Source organism: Geodermatophilus sp. SYSU D00691, assembly GCF_054050275.1.
Window position 1 is genome coordinate 1 of record NZ_JBJGYZ010000065.1, and the last position, 16,674, is coordinate 16,674.

Sequence of the window (16,674 nt, forward strand, 5' to 3'; positions counted from 1 at the left end):
GGTGCGCATGCCTATGCTGGGGCTCGACCGTCTGGTGGTCGACGTTCCGTTGGTTATCGCTCCCACTCCCGGGGCGCGCCCCCAGGGTCTGCCTGTGGGCGCGCTCCCCGGTGTGCGCTCACTGGCCATCGGGCCGGACGACCCCTACCTGGCGCTACGGGCGCACCGGCTGCTGGAGTCCGAGCGCGACCGGCCCAGTCCCGGCAGCGACGAGGCCGCGCGCTACTCCGTGCTCGAGACCGCCAGATCGTCTCTCGGTCACTGGGTCGAGCGGCAGCGCAGCTACACCTGGCGGGTGGGCTACGAATTGGCTCGTCAACTGGACGCGGCCCGCGAGACGCTCGCGGAAGCGCTCCGCGACGAGGCGCTCGACCCGCCGGTCGCGCCCCGCGACGTGCTCGACACGCAGAGCCGGACCCGCCGCAGCCTGTTCGGTGTCCTCCTCGCAGCGGTCGTCGCGCTCGCCCTGGTCGTCGGGCTGGTCGTCGCCGAGGTGCTGTCCGTGCTGGTCGGGAGCCTCGTCGGCCTCGGGCTCCTGGTGCTCTGGCTGGTCGGGTCCACTGCAGTGTTCCTCCGTCACCAGCGCAAGTTGTTCGCTTGGCTGCACGCCCGCGACGAGCGGGCCCGCCGCCGCGCCTGGGCCCAGCAGCATGCCGAGCACGTGGCCAAGGAGGTGCACCGGCTCGGCGTGCTCTACCGGCAGAGCCGGCACTGGACGCAGGTACTCGGCGCTGTGGTCCACGATCCCTTCGGCGTGACCGCGAAGGCGATGGAGGAGTCGGTCTACCCGACGACGCTCAGCGGCTCGCTGCCCCTCTCCACCGCGGTGGGGGCGGCCACCTTCTCCCCAGAACGCCACAGCGAGCTCGTGCACCTTGCTCAGCGTGCCCAGCTGGGCGTGGGGTGGCTCCGGGCCCAGCTGGACCACCGCATCCAGGCTGCACTCGAGTCGCGGAGCCAGCGCTTCGGCCGGCCCGAGCACCGGTTGGTCTGGAGCGACACCGCGTACTCCGCGCAGGGGCCGCTGTCCGCGCTCGTCGGGGCACTCGGCACCGAGGAGGACCGGCGGCGAGCCGCCCGGGACGCCGATGCCCGCTTGGTGAACTGGCTGACGACGCTGGGGGCCGAGCGGGGCCTGGACTGGTCGCTGGCCGCCGTGCACCCCGAGGTGACCATCAGCGCGGGTTCGCTGCCCGGCACGGTCAGCGGCCAGCAGTTCCTGTCGCCGGTGCTCGGTCCGGCCCGGTACCTCGATCCCCAGGGATTCAGTGCGAGCGGCAACGCGGCGCAGTCCAACCTGGTAGATCGGACGGCCCTGGCCGCCGTCGGGGTGCCCGTGGTCGGGGCCTCGTTCGACCTGCTGCGCGCCCGGCAGGGCAGCGGCCCGCAGAGCATGGACCGCTTCGTCGCGCGGCTCGACCTGTCCCGACAGCTGATGCCCGACCACGTCGCACACTTCCCGGTGGAAGGCACGGGCTACGGAAGCGGCTGGCCGGCTGCGGAGCCGGATCCGGTCCGAGGTGCGAACGGGGAACCCGGCGACGAGTTCGAGACGCTGGTCTGAGCCGGTGCTCTGGGACCTCCTGGCGCTGACCGGCGAGCTAGGCCTGCTGATGTGGTTCACCGCGTCGCTCTTCTGGGCGCTCGCCGGCGGGGCCCTCGCATCTTGGCTGCACCGCCCCGCCTGGCTGGGCGCGCTCCTCGGCGCGGTGCTGCTGGTCCTAGGACCGGTCGTGGCGCTCGTCTTCGAGGCCGTCGACCGCGGCCGAGCCGGGACGCTCGGAGGACGAGCACGTCGGACGCCGGCGTCCTGGGAACGCCGGAGCATCCGCGGCGCCGTCGTCGCCGTCGCGGTGCTGGCCGGCGCGGCCCTCGTGGCCGTGACCGGGCTGCGCGACACCGAACTGGGCATCGTGGGTGACGCGCGGGTGATCCTGGCCATCCGGGACGTCGGTCTGACCACGGTCACGGCCGTCACCGTGCTGGTGCTCGTGGTCGCCGCGTTGGTCTCCTGGTTCGGACCGCGACGATGGGTCGCGGTTGCCGTGGCCTGGTGCGCCTCGTGGTTGCTGCTGTGGGCGCTGGGTGCGCTGTTCGTGGGCGCCACTCTGCGGGTCCTCGCCGAGTCGACGGGGCTGGCCGACGACCTCGGCGCCGTCGTCCACATCGGCCGGTCCTGGCTGCTGCTGCTGGCGCTCGCCGGGGCGCTCCTGGCCTGGAGTTTCGGAGTCCTCGTCGCGGCCCATCGCGCCGGGCCGGCGGGCACCCCCGGCGCAGGCGCGGGCGCCTTCCGGGGACCGGCGGCCGGGCTCCCGCTACCGCGGCCGGCCGCCGACCCGTTCGCCGGCCCCGGAAACCCCTTCGGCGGGGGGATCCCGGTCGCTGACCCCTTCGGCCGCCCGGCGGACCCGTTCTCAGGCAGCCGGTGAGGCGTGCGCCAGTGCCCTGATCACCGACGCCGCGTCCGGGCGGGCGTCGGCGATGACCACGGTGCCGGGAGCCGCATGAGTGGGCTCGCCGTCCCCGGGCGGAGCCAGCAGGATCCGGCGGCTGCGTGCCCCGACGGGCAGGGCGGCGTCCTCCTGGTCGGAGACGGAGACGACCAGTCCGGCCTCCGCCGACCCGGCCGACCAGCCCGCCTTGGTCATGCGGGAACCGGTCCGAAAGCCGATCTCCTGGGCCCAGGTGCGCAGGAACTCCTCCGGGTCGTCGGTCAGCCGCAACGGCCGCGCCTCGTGGACCCGGTCGCTGACCGCCACGACGGAGACCTCCGACCGGTGAGCCGCGGCGGCGACCGCCTGCAGCGCGGCGAGCACCCCCGACACCGTGCCGGCGGCCAGCCGCGGGCGCATCGACGCGGACAGGTCCACCACCGCGGTGACCGGCTCGCCGGAGCGGACCAGGTGCTCGTGCCGGGCCAGGACCGCCGCTTCACGCAAGGCGGCGGGCACGTCGAGACCCGTGCCGCCGATGCCGCCGTCCTCCTGGTCGCCGAAGACCGCCTCGTACGCCACGGCGAGAGCGCCGGCGGCGCCCGGCGTGATGCGCAGCGCGATCATCGGCGCGTTGGGCACCGTGGTCAGACTGGGGTGCTGCAGGAACCGAACCGCGCCGCCGGGAATCGAGGGCCGGACCTCGAGACCGAGCGAGAGCCCGTGCGCGGCCACGGCCCGGACCACCAGGTCCAACTGCTGCCAGCCGCTCGGCAGCGCGCCGAGGTCGAGCAGCCAGCCGTTGGTCACCCAGGGCTGCGGGCGCAGCCCGGGAACCCCCTCGTCGGGAAAGACCAGCGTGGTGCCCTGGGCGGTGCGCAGGCGCGCGGTCACCAGATCGTCGGACGCGAGGCCCTGCCACTCCACCCGGCACTGGTCCCCACCGAGCGATTCGCTCTGGTTGGCGGTCATGAGCACCGTCATCAGGTAACTTTTCCCTCCGGTCCCGGAACGGCCCGGCTCGTCCGCCGGGCGCCGAGGAAGTGTGACAGAGCGCCGACCGTCAGCGGCGGCCCTCCGCGCCCTGGCTAGCCGCGTCCCGTCGTCGAGCTCCACCGATCCGATCTCGCCCCTGCAAGGAGCCCTTCGTGGCCTCGTCGCTGTACAACGAACTGCGTGCCGCCCGCGATGAGCGCGGCATCGCGCCGGATGCCACCGACGGCGTCCTCCTGCTGGTCGCCCGCTCCGGCACCTCGGACCCGGCACGGCTCGCGGAGATGCTCGGCAACAAGGGGGTCACCCTTGCTCCGGCGTCGGTCGAGGCGCTCGCCGCGCTGGTCGCCGCGAGCACCGGGAGGACGCCTACCCCGCCTCCTCCGCCCCCGGCCCGGAGCAACGGCGCCCCCGGTCCGATGTCGTTCCTTACCCGACTCGACGACCGGCCGACCTCGGACGCCGTCTCGTCGGTCGTTCCCGACGCGCAGCCGGCCGAGGCGCCGGTGCGCGTCGAGGGTTCTCCCCGCCGGCGGAACCGGCGCGGGCTGTCGGAAGCACACGGGGCGCTGTTGGCCGCCGAGGGCCGGAGCAGCACCTCGCCGCCACTGCCGTCCCCGCCTCCTCCGGCCGCCGAGCGGCCGGTCGCCCCCCCGCCGCGAACTGCGGAACCGGCGCCGGCCGAGGGCACAACCCCAGAGAGGCTCGAGGAGGCCGCAGCCGAGCCGGCGCCGACCCCGGAGCCGACGCTCGCCGATTACTCGGACGACGTCGACATGTTCGCCGCCCGGGAGAACGCCGTGAGCGCCCGGCCCGGTGCACCGGGCGCGGTCGACCTCTCATGGCCGGCGCTCGACCCGGCCGGCCGGCCGCTCGTCTACCTCGTCGTCTCCTCGGCCAGCGGGGTGCCGGTGCGGCCGAGCGCGGGCACCCGGCTGCTGCTGAGCGCGCAGCCGCGCGCCGAGGTGCCGGTGGGTGCCGGCCCCTACTTCTCGGTGTTCAGCTACTCGGCGCCCGACGCCGACGCGCTGCCGTCCACGTCACCGGTGCTGCACGCCGCCGGGCGGGTCGCGCCCGAGGTGGCCAATCTTCGGGTGAGCACTCACCCCGACGCGGTGGTGCTCAGCTGGACCGCTCCTTCGGGGGTCGACCGGGTCCGCGTGCTACGCGGCCTGCCGGAGGAACACCTGCCGCCGCACTTCGATGCGGGCCTGGAGATCCCCAGCAACCCGGAGTTCGCCCGGGACACCGGGGTACTGCCGGGGCGCCGCTACGAGTACCGGGTGCTCACCCAGTTCGTCGACACCAATACCGGGAACCGCACCCTCTCGACCGGGGTCGAGGCCGTCGCGGTCATCCCCGCCACTCCGGAGCCGGTGACCGACCTCAGCGCCGAGGTCAGCGGTGATTCGGCGGTCGCCCGGATCGAGCTGAGGTGGCAGACGCCCGAACTCGGCCGGGTGGTGATCTATGAGGCGAACTCCGCCCCGCAGCACGCCGCCACCGGACGAGTGATCACCCTGGACCAGCTCGATCAGCTGCCGCTCGGCGAACCCGTCAAGGAGCCGACGCTCTTCGACGGCCCTACGTCCGTCGTCCCCAGCATCCCCTTCCGGCTGACCGACGGCCCTCGCCGGACGTTCACCCCGGTGACCGTCATCGGCGAGCAGGCGGCCGTTGGCCAGGCCGCGGTGGTGAACCTACTCGGCCGGGTCACCGAGACAGAGGTGATCGAGCGGGTCGACTGGCAGTTGCTGCGCTTCGCCTGGCCGGTCGGAGCCAGCTTCGTCGAGGTGGAGCGGGGAGCCCGCGGTGCGGCACCCGACGGCACGGCGCCGGTGCGCATCTCCCAGCAGGAGTACGACCGCCTGGGCGGCCTGCGGATGCAACTGCCGATGGAGGGATGCGACCTGCACGTCCGCGGGTCCGTGACGTTCGGCGGCGAGTGGACCCGGGGCCCGGTGACCACGGTGAGCTATCCGGGCCGCTGGATCCTGCGCTACCGGTTCGAGAAGGTCGGCCTGCTCGGGCGTCGCCGTGAGCTCCAGCTGCAGGTCGACCGCGGCTGGCCCGACTTCACGGTGGCAATGGTGCGCAACACGGGGCGGCTCCCGCTGACCCACCTCGAGTTCTCCGAGCGCCCGACCCCGTTCCCGGTGCGCGGAGCGATGCTGACCCCCGGTGACTGGGTGACGGTCACCGAGCTGCCCGCCGAGGAGCCGGGATTCACGCGGCTTTTCGCCTACCACGCCGACTTCACGCCCATCGTGGTGGACCCGCCCATGGCCCCGCGCCCGGGCGACGCGGCCCCGCGCCTGCTCACGCCGGGCGAACTGCGCTGCGTGACCTGCACGGCCACCCAGCCGGTGGTGCCGCAGCTGTTCCGGTGCACCGGCAACTGCCCGCCCGGCATCGACCCCGCGCTGTCGCAGTTCCGCGGGGAGGAAGTGCGCGCGCGCCCTCTGTTCCAGGGGCCCGGCGCACCGATGGACGCGGTTGCGTGCCCCACGTGCTCGACGCCCTCGCGCGAGGTCCTCTGCCTGGCCTGCCACTCCCCGCTGCCGGCGCGCAGCGCCGAGACCGACCCGGTCAGCGTGACGGTCGTGGGGGCCCGCGGCACCGGCAAAACAACCTACCTGGTCAGCCTCTGCGACTGGATCGAAGAGGTATGGGGACCGGCCACGGGTGCGCCCGCCACCCCGCTGGACGCGCGCACTGCTGGCCGACTCCGGCAGATGCGGGAGTCCCTCGACGAGGGACTCGTCGTCGGGTCCACCCCGCGCGTGGAGCAGAACCCAGATCTCCTGGCGCCGCTGCTCATCGGCCTCGACGCACCGCGGGGACGCTTGCGCACGCTCGCGCTCTACGACGTCGCGGGCGAGGACGTGCAGGACCCGGAGCGGGTGGCTCCGTACGGCCCGACGCTGGCTCGCGCCGACGCGCTGCTGTTCATGCTGGACCCGCTGCAGATCCCCGACGTGCGGCTCTTCCTGGAGGGGCAGATCACGCTCCCGGCGGTCGCCGGCAACCCGGTCTCCGTCATGAGCAACGTCATCACCGAGATCCGCAGGCGGACGCGCAGCTCCGGCGGCCCCCTCCCCATGCCGGTGATGGTCGCGGTGAGCAAGCTCGACGGGATCCACCGGGCGGTGCGGACACCGGGCACGGACCTGACCGGACTGCTGAACGGCGGGTCTGCGCTGATGTACGACCGCACCCCCGCGGCCTCGCTGCTCCTGGAACCGTCCGACCAGCGCCAGGTGCACGAGGAGACGCGCAGCCTGCTCCAGCGGCTCGGCGCCAACCAGTTCCTGGCTCTGGTGGAGCGTTCCTTCGCCCGGACGGAGTACTTCTCCATCTCGGCGCTCGGCCACGCCCCCGCGGGCGACACCACGCTCTCCCAGGCGGGCATCTCGTCGTTCCGCGTCGCCGACCCGCTGCGCTGGCTGGTCACCCGCCGCTGGCTGGGGCGCTGAGGCCGGACGATGCTGCGCGCGCAGTTCACCTACACCGCCTCTCGACGCGCCGGAGCCTGGGGCGAGGGGGCCGGCTGGAAGGTCCAGTCGGTCGTCGACGCCCCCGGGGCCGAGCCTGTAGCCGCGGACGCCGTCCGTCAGGCAGCGCGCAGCCTGGGCGGGTTCGTCCCACCGCGGCTGCCGGAACTGCCCACGCGAGCCGACGTCGACGCGCTGCCCCACCGTCTGCGGCTGGACCTGCTCGAGAAACCGCTCGCCTGCGTCAGCCACGTCGTCGCTGCGGGCGCGGACTACTCCGGCCGCCCGAACTTCTTCGCCCACGGCCTGGTTCTGGACCTGGGCGTGGAGGAGGCCGACGAGCGGGGTTTCCTGCGGCCGGCCGACCTGTGGGACGCCGACTTCTGGCTGCGCCCGCTCGGGGCCAAGGAGGTGGAGGCCAGCGATCCGGATGCCGGCCAGCGGGGGCTGCGCCGCGGTCCCCTGGACGACGCCGGTCTCGAGCGGTTCACCCGTGACCACCCCAACCAGCAGGACTTCGTGCTGGCCGCGTTCGAGCGGTGCGTCATGGAGGGCAGCTCTCTGGTGATCGTCGGCGATGCGTCGGAATCGGTCGCCCAGTGGCTCCGGCTGATCGGGCTGCTGGTGCTGCCGGCCAGCGCCTGGCGGCTGCCGTTCAGCACGTTCGAGCGGCTCAGCGACGCTGCCACGGCCGCGCGGTGGCCGTTCACGGTGGTCGGGGTGCCGGCCGCCGACGCCGGCACCGCCGCCGGGCTCCCCGGCGCGCGGTTCGTCGTCCTTCGGGACGACGGGCCGCCGGCCGCTGCCGGGCTGGGGCGCTGGACTCTCCAGGACCGCAGCGAACTGGTGACAGGCCGGTGGGCCCAGCTGGCCGGCACCGTCGTGCTGGCCGGGCTGCTGCCGGACGTCGCCCGGCAGATCGACGACCTGGCCGTGGAATGCAGCTCCTCCGCGGTCGAGAAGCCGCTGTGGGCGCTGGGCGCCGCGGTCCTGCTGCTCGAGGACCTGCCGTTCGATGAGCTGGCCGGCGATGCCGCCGAACTGGCGGTGGAGCATTGGCCGGATGGCCTGGAGCTGGGGCGCCGGACCACGGAGACGCTGCTGCGCAGGATGATCGGCCAGCTCGGCGAGAACCGGGTGTCGAAGGTGATCCTCGACCTCGCCTCGGCCGGTGGGGCCGCCGCCCTAGCCATCGAGCTGGTCCAGCTCAATCCCATCAAGGAGGCCTTGGCCTCCCCCACCGCCTTCGCCCGCCTGGAGCACACCCTCCCCCAGAAGGTGTCCGTACTGCATCCGGCCGCCGCGGCCGAGCTGGATGAGGTACTCGGCGAGGCGCTCGGCTGGGTGGAACTGGCCGGTGATGACGCCCCCCGCGCGTTGCTACGGATCGCGGCGCTCATGCAGGGCCGGGCGGGCGTCGCCGCCGACCGAGCGAACGCGGTAGACCTGGCACGGGAGCTGCTTGTGCCTGAACTTCTCGACTCCACCGGGGACCCGCTCACGCTCGGCTGGCCGCTGATGCCGGCCTGGCTGTGGGACCAACTGATGCCGTATCTGGTCCCAGCGGTGCAGGAGGGCCGACGCGACCCGGGAAGGGAACTGTCCGAGGCGACGCACTGCTGGCTCAGCGAGTTGGGCGTCCCGCGTGGTGAACTGACCGTTGAGGCGCTGCGGACGACCGGACCGGCCAACTGGGAACGGGCCGCGTTCCGGGTCTTCCAGGAGCGTCCCCGTCCGACCGACATCACGCCGCTGGAGCGAGCCGCCGCCTTCCTCGCCGCCATGCACTCCAGCGCGGTGAAGGAAGACGAGCCCAAGGAGCACTGGGCCAACGCGGCAGCTCGGTACGCCTACCCGCCGAAGAAGCACCCGATGCGCGCGGCCGAGGCAGCCGTTCTGAGGCAGGTGCTGCCGCCAGACATCCCGCTCACGGTCGAAGACGTCGTCGCCCGGCCCGACCTCGTTTCCGCATTGAGGGCGGGCGAGGCAGTTGCCGGACTCCCAGTGGCAGGCGGGGCATCGCCGTGGACTGAAGAAACAGCCGGCGGCGAGCGTGCCTCCGAACCGGCGGCTGCAGTGCTCGTTACCGAACCGCGGGAGATCGCCCGGTTAGCCGGTGCGGCAATGCAGTTCGACGATGACCCCACGAAGTGGGGGCCGGTCGCCGAGGCGATGCTACGCATGGACACGGGGATGCTGCCGGTGCGGAACCTCGCCAGCTTCACCTGGGACCCGAGGATGCCCTGGAATCAGGGCTGGCAGGACCTCAAGGCGCAACACGACGACCCGGCGCACCGTCTTCTGCTGGCCGCGCATCTGATCTGCCGCGGCGCGCGTGCGGAGGTCTACCGGGGGCACGACCAGGCCGAGAGATGGCTGACGACTCCGGACGGGCGCGGAAGGTTGCGGTACGAGAACGCGGCGGTCGAACTGCTGGCCAGCACAAGGGCTTCTGCAACACTCGTCGAGCGGGTCGAGCAGGTCACGCGTGCGATACCGCAGCAGCAGAATCCGGCTGCCTCCTACGGACGGAGCAGTGCAGACCAGGACGAGCGTTGGCGGAGCCAGGCCGTGAACGCAGCTCGGCGCGTGGTCGAGCGGCTGTCCGGGTCGACGGCGCGACCGCGGGCGCCCCGCTGGAACGCCCGGGGGCCCCAGACCTGACCCGCTGCGGATGCCACTCGTCCGGTGGCATCCGCAGCAGGGTCCCGCTCAAGAGAACAGCGCCGGCCGCCGATGACATCTGAAGAGGGATCGGTGGCTCGGGCAGCCGCGTCCGTTCAGCGCCAGGAGCGGGTCCCCCGTGGGTCAGCCGGCGGCGTCAACCTGGGCGGGATCGGCGTCCTCGACCACCGGCTCCGCCAACACGGCGTCGTCTGGCAGCTGCGGCGCCCGGGCGACCCAGGGACGGATCGGCTGGACCACGTCGGCGTAGAAGCTCTCGACCGCCTGCGTGACGCTGGGTACGAAGGCCCCACGGACGCCGGAGCGCTTCGTACCCAGAGGCAGGCTGCGCGTGAGCGTGAAGGTGGCTACCTCCGCCTTTCCCGATCCTACGAGGGCGACCGGCTTGTCGCGCACATCGCGCAGGAGCTCGCAGGTCGACTCCGAACTATCTGCGAAGGCCACGTCGATGAGGACGTCATCCGGTGCGTCCTTGAGCTGGCGCAGAAGCCAGTTGATGCGCCGCTGGGCCGTCCCCTCCTGGGGCGCTGGCATCTTCGTGCTCACGCGCACCTGGCCGGTGCGTAGATCGGCAACGATTCCGAGCGGTCCTACGGCGCCAGGCACCTTGAGGGTGGCGGTGAGACAACCAGTGGTGGCGAGCGCCTCAGTACCGGCCCTCGTGCGCGCGACCGCATCGGTCGCGAGCCTGCGCGGCAACACATGGACCACGTTCACGCCGAGCTCGGCGGTGAGCCGCAGACTGAGATGGCGCACCAGGCGGATCCAGGAGTCCACCACGGCGGGGACCTTCCTGTCGCCGGCCCGCAGTGTGCCGGCGGCGACGGCCTCCCGCACCGGCACCCAGGACGATCCCATGTCGTCGAAGCCGGAGGCGCCGGATCGTGGGTGCTGCAGATAGCGCACGAACTCGTGCAGCAGCCACGCTTGCATGGGGTCGTCGACCCCGCGGTGACCTAGGACCATCTGGGCCTCGTGCAGGATCTCCGCCCACGACAGGTGGAACAGCGCGACCTTGGCGAGCTTGCGGCGATCCACGGTCACAGGGTGCTCCCCCGCGGCTGGAGCGATCTCGTTCGACAGCGTGATGACGGCGTCGAACCCTTGCTGACGGGCGACATCGAGATAGCTCTCCACCTGCTCTCGGCGCAGCTGGCCGCTACCGGTCTTCGTCTCGAGGAGGCCGGTCCATAGCCGCTGGCCGCGGGCAACCCGAACGACCCCGTCCGGGATCACCACTCCCTCGCCCCGCGGGAACTGCACCTCGAGGTAGGTCTCCAGGGCACCGCCGGGTGCGCCCAACCTGGCCGTGATACCGCGGCCGAACGGCCGGACCGCCATCATCGTGGCCAGCAGGGCGGACGTGGCGCGCTTCTCCTGCTCCTCGGTGTTGCCGACGCCCGACACGGAGAACAGTCGAGCCGCCGTCCACGACTCATCGCCGGCCAGCCGCAAGGCGGGCGCGGCGGCGCGGGCCGGCTGCTTACGGGTACGCACACCCTTCGCAGGGACCGCAGTACGGGGAGCGGCGGCGAGGGGCTCGCTGGCGCGGGCGGCCGGCGCCGGTATATCGATGACAACAGCCAACGGCTCCTCGTCATCCGCGGGCTCGACGGCGTCGATGAGCACCTCCGCCGCGGAGACCGCTGTCCCGTCCGTGGCCACCCCTGCCGGCGGGGGGTCGTCCGACTGGACCGGGGAGGTCAGTTCGTCGGCCGATTCCTGCTCGCCATCGGCCGCCTCGTCGTCCACCGTGACCCCGAAGTCCTGGGCCAGCCCGGCGAGGCCGGAGGACCAGCCCTGACCGACGGCGCGGACCTTCCAGTCGGCGCCGCGACGGTAGAGCTCCCCCAGGAGCAGAGCGGTCTCCGCTGCCGCGCCGGACACCTGGTACCCAGCCAGTGGCGCCCCCGCCGCGTCCAGGAGGAGCATGCGCAGGCCCTGCATCTCGCCGAACGTCCCGCTGCTCACGCTCGCCGTGATGCCGACCGTTTGGACATCTGCGGGCAAGCTCTCGAGGTCGACGGCGACGCTCTCCTGCTTCCCGCTCTCGGTGCTGCTCTCGCCCAGGTACTGGACTGAACCGTCGGAGGAGGCGGGCTGGTTGTAGAAGATCAGATCGGCGTCAGAACGAACCCTGCCCGTTGGGTCGAGCAACAGGACCGACGCGTCGACGTCGACGTCCGTATCGCCCTGGTCCCAGGTCACGACAATCCGGAGCTGAAGCGCCTCCTCTGGCAGCGGCAGGTTCTGACCCTTGCGGAGTTCTGCACCGAGCACGAGCGGGATCGTAAGGAGCCGGAACTGCTTCCCCCGCCGAACGCCACGCGTCGCCGCCCGCAACAAGACGGTCCTACGTCACTGCTGCCCCAGAAGACGCTGAGCCTGCGCGCGTCGCAGCCAATCGGGGTACTCGTTCATCAGTCGATCGAACAGCACGTCGTCTGCGATCGGCCGCCGCCCCATGAGGTCCTTTTCCGAGACCGAGAAGAAGTCCGCATTGTCGGTGTAGCGACGACCGAGGTCATCGAGGCGCTGGAGGTAGGTGAACTCCCCCGGGGAGCCGATGCCCATGAACTGCCAGAAGATCGGCTCGTAGGACGCCGCCCTGATCTGCTTCGTCGCTACTGCCTTGTCGCTGGGAGCGCCGTCGGTGAGGAACATGACATACACGGGCAGCCGGTCAGGCAGCGGCTCGGCCCGCTCCTGGCTGCTTCCGAAGTAGTGGCGGCGGACGGCGGACATCGCCGCTCCGTAGCGCGTGTCGTACTCCAACCGGTACTGCTGCGTGAGGTCAGCGATGTACTGCTGGTGCCCCTGGAGCTGTAGCCCCGCGGGCTGGTGGACCTCCTTGCCGAACAAGAAGACGTCCACCACCCCGTCGTCGTCGAACCGGAGAGCCAGCGCAAGTACCCGCTCGGCCAGCCGCTGCACCGCCCCGGAGCGGTAGAGCCCGGACATGGAACCCGAGATGTCCAGTACCAGCGCAACCCGGGCGGTGTGCTCCCCCAACCCCCTCTTCTGCAGGCTGACGCCCGCGGTCTTGACGAGCGAGAGCATCTGGGGCGCTTGGACGCTGAGCTTCTTCTCGAGGTCCACCAGGCGCTTCTCCTCCAGGCTGACCGGCGCGGCGGCCGGGACCGGCGAGGGCGCTTCCGGCGCGACGGGTGTCGGGGCGACCGACTGGTCGACAGTGACCCCATAGTCGGTGGCAAGCCCCGCCAGCCCGTCGGTGTAGCCCTGACCCACGGCCCGGACCTTCCACTCCCCTGCCCGACGGTAGATCTCGGCGAACACGAGGGCCGTCTCCGGACCCGCTGTCAGGTCGCAGCGGATCGCGGCGGGCGCATCTGTTCCCTCTGCGACTTCGACAGCAAGCCCCGCCAGCAGACCGAAGGATCCTGTGCCGTCCAGGGAGGCACCGACCACCACCTTGTCGACGTCGTCCGGGAGGCCCGCCGGGGCAATGCGCAGCCGGTCGACCGTGACACCTTCGCGGACGGCCTTACCGAGGTGTCGGACTGCACCCTGGGCACCGGCCGGCTGGTTGTAGAAGACGAGGTCGTCATCGGAGCGCACCTTGCCGTCGACCCCGCAGAGCAGAGCCGACACGTCCATGTCGACACCAGGCATCGGGGTCCACGCGAGCGTGACGACGATCTCGCCCTCGAGACCGGCTTGCGACAAGCTGACGTTCTGTCCCGGTACGAGCGAAGTGGTCACGGGACCGATTCGTATCGGAGTGGACGCCAGTCGCGCCGGAGGCGCGCCCGCGCCAGGCAGGGATGCTCCAGGCAGCTTCGAGAACACCGATGGGCGGAGGGCCGCATGCGCCCTCCGCCCATCAGTCTGTTGAGGCCCCTTGTCGGGGGAGCCGGATGCGCCCTACTTGCGACCCGCCGACCACTGCATGCCCCAGCCGTACGCTCGGTCGAGCTTGTCCTGCCCGCCGTGGATGTACTGCACCTCCCGGTGCACCGACAAGTCGTTGCCGGTGTTGGTCAGCAGCGCGATCGCGCACATGGGGGCGCGCGGGTCCGACTCGTCCAGCCGCACCTCTACCGGCGCACCGGTGGCAGGATACAGAGTGACGACGCCGTCAGCCGCAGCCCAGTTCGGAACACCCTCGTAGATGTAGGCGAACACGAGGATGCGACGGATCTCGCTGAGCCGGTTCAAGTCGATCCGCAGGTTCTCGCCGCCGGAGTTGGTCCCGGACCGGTCGTCCCCGTCCAGACCGACGATCGGCGCCCCGTAGTTCTGCGACGCGAAGGAATTGCCGAGGGCCTGAACCACCCCCTTCGACCCGTCGGTGAACTCGTACAGACACCCCAGGTCGAGGTCGATCCCGCCCTGCGCCGCCGCGGCCATGCGCTTGAAGAACCCACCGCCGGCGGGCTCCGCCGGACGGGCGTTCCAGTTGAGGTTGACCCGCAACTGCCCGCTGGCCGCCCCGCCCTTGGTGAGCGACACGCTGGGGGCGCTCTTGGTCAGGGTCACCTTGCTGAGGTTCACCCGTCCACCTGCGCCCGCGGAGCCGCCTCCATCCTCCGGGGAGGGGCGCTTGGTGTAGTCGATCCCCACGTCGTCACGCCTTTCTGTCGATATGGATCATCTGTCGCACTCCGTCCGAGGGGCCGGTCAGACCTGCTGGGGCTCGAGCGTTTCCGGCGCAGCCGCGTCGTCCAGAGCCGCCTCGCCCCTGCGGTTCCGTCGCACCGAGCCGAGGAGCGCCGCCCCGATGAAGGCCACACCGATGAGACCGGTGATGACCTCCGGGATGTGCCACTCGAGGCTGAGCAGCAGGATCAGGGCCAGAGCGCCGATGGCCCAGTGCGCGCCGTGCTCGAGGTAGACGTACTCGCTCAGCGTGCCCCGCCGGACCAGGAAGACCGTGATGGAACGGACGTACATGGCACCGATGAGTCCGAGCCCGAGCGCGATGATGATCGGGTCCGAGGTGATTGCGAAGGCACCGATCACACCGTCGAAGCTGAAGGAGGCGTCGAGCACCTCGAGGTAGAGGAATAGGAAGAAGGCAGCCTTGCCCGTCGCCTTGGCCAGCGCGGTCGGGCCGCCCGACTTCACGGGGATGCCGACCTTCTCGGCGACCTTGACCGGGCCGTCCGTCGCCTCCACCGTCTCGAGCACCGTGGTCGCGTCACCGTGGATACCAGGGGTGGCCGTCACTTCGGCCTCGTCGTCATCACCGCCAGCCTCGAACAGCGAGCCCAGACCGTTGACGGCGAGATAGGTGATCAGGCCGAGGACGCCGGAGACGAGCACGGACCCGCGTTCGTCCTCGGTCACGAGGAACTCGGTCGCCAGGACCAGCAGGGTCGCCGCGATGATGACCGACAGCGCGTCGAGCTTCCCGATGCGGGCGAGCGGCCGTTCCAGCCATCCGAGCCAGCTGATCTCCCGCTCCTCGAATAGCCAGTCGAGGAACAGCATCAGCAGGAACAGGCCGCCGAAGGCTGCGATGAGCGGGTGCGCCTGGTTGAGGAGGTAGCCGTACGTACCTGGCTCCTCGGGGTCACCGCCCTCCATCGCTAGATCGACCGCCTCGATGGGCCCGAGATCGGCGGTGATGCCGACGATCAACAGAGGGAAAACGAGCCGCATGCCGAAGACGGCGATGACGATACCGATGGTGAGGAAGATCTTCTGCCAGAAGGCACTCATCCTCTCGAGCACCTTGGCATTGACCACGGCATTGTCGAACGAGAGCGAGACCTCGAGGATGCCGAGGATCAAGCACAGCGCCAGCGCCGTCCACCCGCCGTAGAGGAAGGCGACGACAAGACTGATAGCGGTGACCCCGAAGGACCAGCCGAAGATTCGCAAAATCACAGAAATCCTCGCGTGTAAATGGGCCGACGAGCCCGGGAACGAGTTCCCGCGGGGCTCGTCCGGCGCCCGCCGGGAGACCGGGGATCAGCCGACGTTGACGCCGAAGTCCCGCGCGATACCGCCGAGGCCGGACGCGTAGCCCTGCCCGACGGCTCGGAACTTCCACTCGCCGTTGTTCCGGTAGAGTTCGCCGAAGACCATCGCGGTCTCGGTGGAGGCGTCCTCCGACAGGTCATAGCGCGTGATCTCCGCGCCGCCGGCCTGGTTGACTACGCGGATGAAGGCGTTGCGCACCTGGCCGAAGCTCTGACCACGTCCATCGGCCTCGTAGATGCTGACCGGAAAGACGATCTTCTCGCACTCTGCCGGCACGGCAGCAAGGTTGACCTTGATGGCCTCGTCATCACCATCGCCCTCACCGGTCAGGTTGTCACCGGTGTGCTCCACGGAGCCTTCGGGGCTGGTGAGGTTGTTGAAGAAGATGAAGTGCGCGTCCGAAAGGATCTTGCCGTTGGCGCCCAGCATGAGCGCGGACGCGTCGAGGTCGAAGTCAGCGCCGGTAGTGGACCGCGCGTCCCATCCCAATCCCACCAGGACAGCGGTCAGGCCAGGGGCCTGCTTGGTGAGGGAGACGTTGCCACCCTTGCTGAGACTGACACTCACAGCCGAATTCCTCCTGTGTAGCTGAATGGTGAGACTCGATCGCGGACCACGGTGCGGGACACCCCACGAAAGCCTGTCGCAGAGTAGTTGTACCGTCCGGTTTTGTCTCGCATCTGGTCCTGGCAACTTCTGACGACTCCGCTGCGCTTGTTGGGACGCCGCCATCTGCCCGGATCGAAGCCCGATCGCTGGGATCAGAGAGAGCTTGCCCTAGCAGGAGGGGGAGATCCGAGCCCGACCCGCGGGCCGTACCCCGATAGGGGTACGGCCCATGAAAGCCGAGCATCCTGGGCAACACCTGCCACTCGTCCTGTCACGCGCCAGGGTGTCTAGGACGCCGGTTCGAGGCCTGACGTCAATCCCCGGCTGTGAGCTGGCGCCCGACATTCACCGGGGGCGGAGCAGACCGGCAGACCGCAATTCCTCGGCTAGACGAGTAAGTCCGATCGGGGGTCAGTGGTCGTAGGCGATCAGGGATCGGGTGATCGGCTGGCCGGTGGCGCGGTTGTGCCAGATGGCGGCGGTGAGGGCAAGAAGCCGTTGGGCGACCCGGC

At 71.1% G+C, this 16,674-nt stretch carries 10 protein-coding genes and 1 pseudogene; 4 read left to right on the plus strand and 7 right to left on the minus strand.

Annotated features, from left to right (window positions below):
- Together ACI797_RS27215 and ACI797_RS27220 are read left to right on the plus strand one after the other, a co-directional pair.
- The coding region (locus ACI797_RS27215) for a hypothetical protein (protein WP_456863780.1) at positions 1 to 1,564 on the plus strand (1,564 nt) is incomplete at its 5' end.
- A gap of 4 nt (positions 1,565 to 1,568) precedes the next feature.
- Positions 1,569 to 2,429, plus strand: coding sequence for a hypothetical protein (locus ACI797_RS27220; protein ID WP_456863783.1), 861 nt, complete (start codon positions 1,569 to 1,571; stop codon positions 2,427 to 2,429).
- On the opposite strand, the gene ACI797_RS27225 is transcribed toward ACI797_RS27220, so the two are convergent.
- Complete coding sequence (locus tag ACI797_RS27225; RefSeq protein ID WP_456863786.1) at positions 2,415 to 3,416, minus strand: hypothetical protein; 1,002 nt, start codon at positions 3,414 to 3,416, stop codon at positions 2,415 to 2,417. The two genes, ACI797_RS27220 and ACI797_RS27225, sit on opposite strands and share 15 nt — an antisense overlap.
- A 164-nt stretch (positions 3,417 to 3,580) precedes the next feature.
- On the opposite strand from ACI797_RS27225, the gene ACI797_RS27230 reads away from it, so the two are divergent.
- Both ACI797_RS27230 and ACI797_RS27235 read left to right on the plus strand, forming a co-directional pair.
- Positions 3,581 to 6,901 (plus strand): TRAFAC clade GTPase domain-containing protein, encoded by a 3,321-nt coding sequence (locus ACI797_RS27230; protein ID WP_456863788.1) that lies wholly within the window; start codon positions 3,581 to 3,583, stop codon positions 6,899 to 6,901.
- Positions 6,902 to 6,910: 9 nt separating this feature from the next.
- Entirely contained in the window at positions 6,911 to 9,583 is a 2,673-nt protein-coding gene (locus ACI797_RS27235; protein ID WP_456863791.1) for a GAP1-N2 domain-containing protein, read from the plus strand.
- 144 nt (positions 9,584 to 9,727) lie between these two features.
- Here the strand turns inward: ACI797_RS27235 and ACI797_RS27240 are convergent, their stop codons facing one another.
- The 6 genes and pseudogenes from ACI797_RS27240 to ACI797_RS27265 form a co-directional block, all read right to left on the minus strand.
- Positions 9,728 to 11,884, minus strand: coding sequence for a TerD family protein (locus ACI797_RS27240; protein ID WP_456863794.1), 2,157 nt, complete (start codon positions 11,882 to 11,884; stop codon positions 9,728 to 9,730).
- A gap of 78 nt (positions 11,885 to 11,962) precedes the next feature.
- A complete protein-coding gene (locus ACI797_RS27245) occupies positions 11,963 to 13,327 on the minus strand; it encodes a VWA domain-containing protein (protein ID WP_456863797.1) in 1,365 nt (454 codons plus the stop codon).
- Between the two features lie 162 nt (positions 13,328 to 13,489).
- The gene (locus tag ACI797_RS27250; RefSeq protein ID WP_456863800.1) at positions 13,490 to 14,119 is read right to left on the minus strand and encodes a TerD family protein; all 630 of its coding nucleotides are present in this window, start codon (positions 14,117 to 14,119) and stop codon (positions 13,490 to 13,492) included.
- Between the two features lie 126 nt (positions 14,120 to 14,245).
- Positions 14,246 to 15,457, minus strand: coding sequence for a DUF475 domain-containing protein (locus ACI797_RS27255; protein WP_456863803.1), 1,212 nt, complete (start codon positions 15,455 to 15,457; stop codon positions 14,246 to 14,248).
- A gap of 84 nt (positions 15,458 to 15,541) precedes the next feature.
- Complete coding sequence (locus tag ACI797_RS27260; RefSeq protein ID WP_456863806.1) at positions 15,542 to 16,120, minus strand: TerD family protein; 579 nt, start codon at positions 16,118 to 16,120, stop codon at positions 15,542 to 15,544.
- Between the two features lie 453 nt (positions 16,121 to 16,573).
- A pseudogene (locus tag ACI797_RS27265) lies at positions 16,574 to 16,674 on the minus strand (IS982 family transposase); the annotation flags it as partial.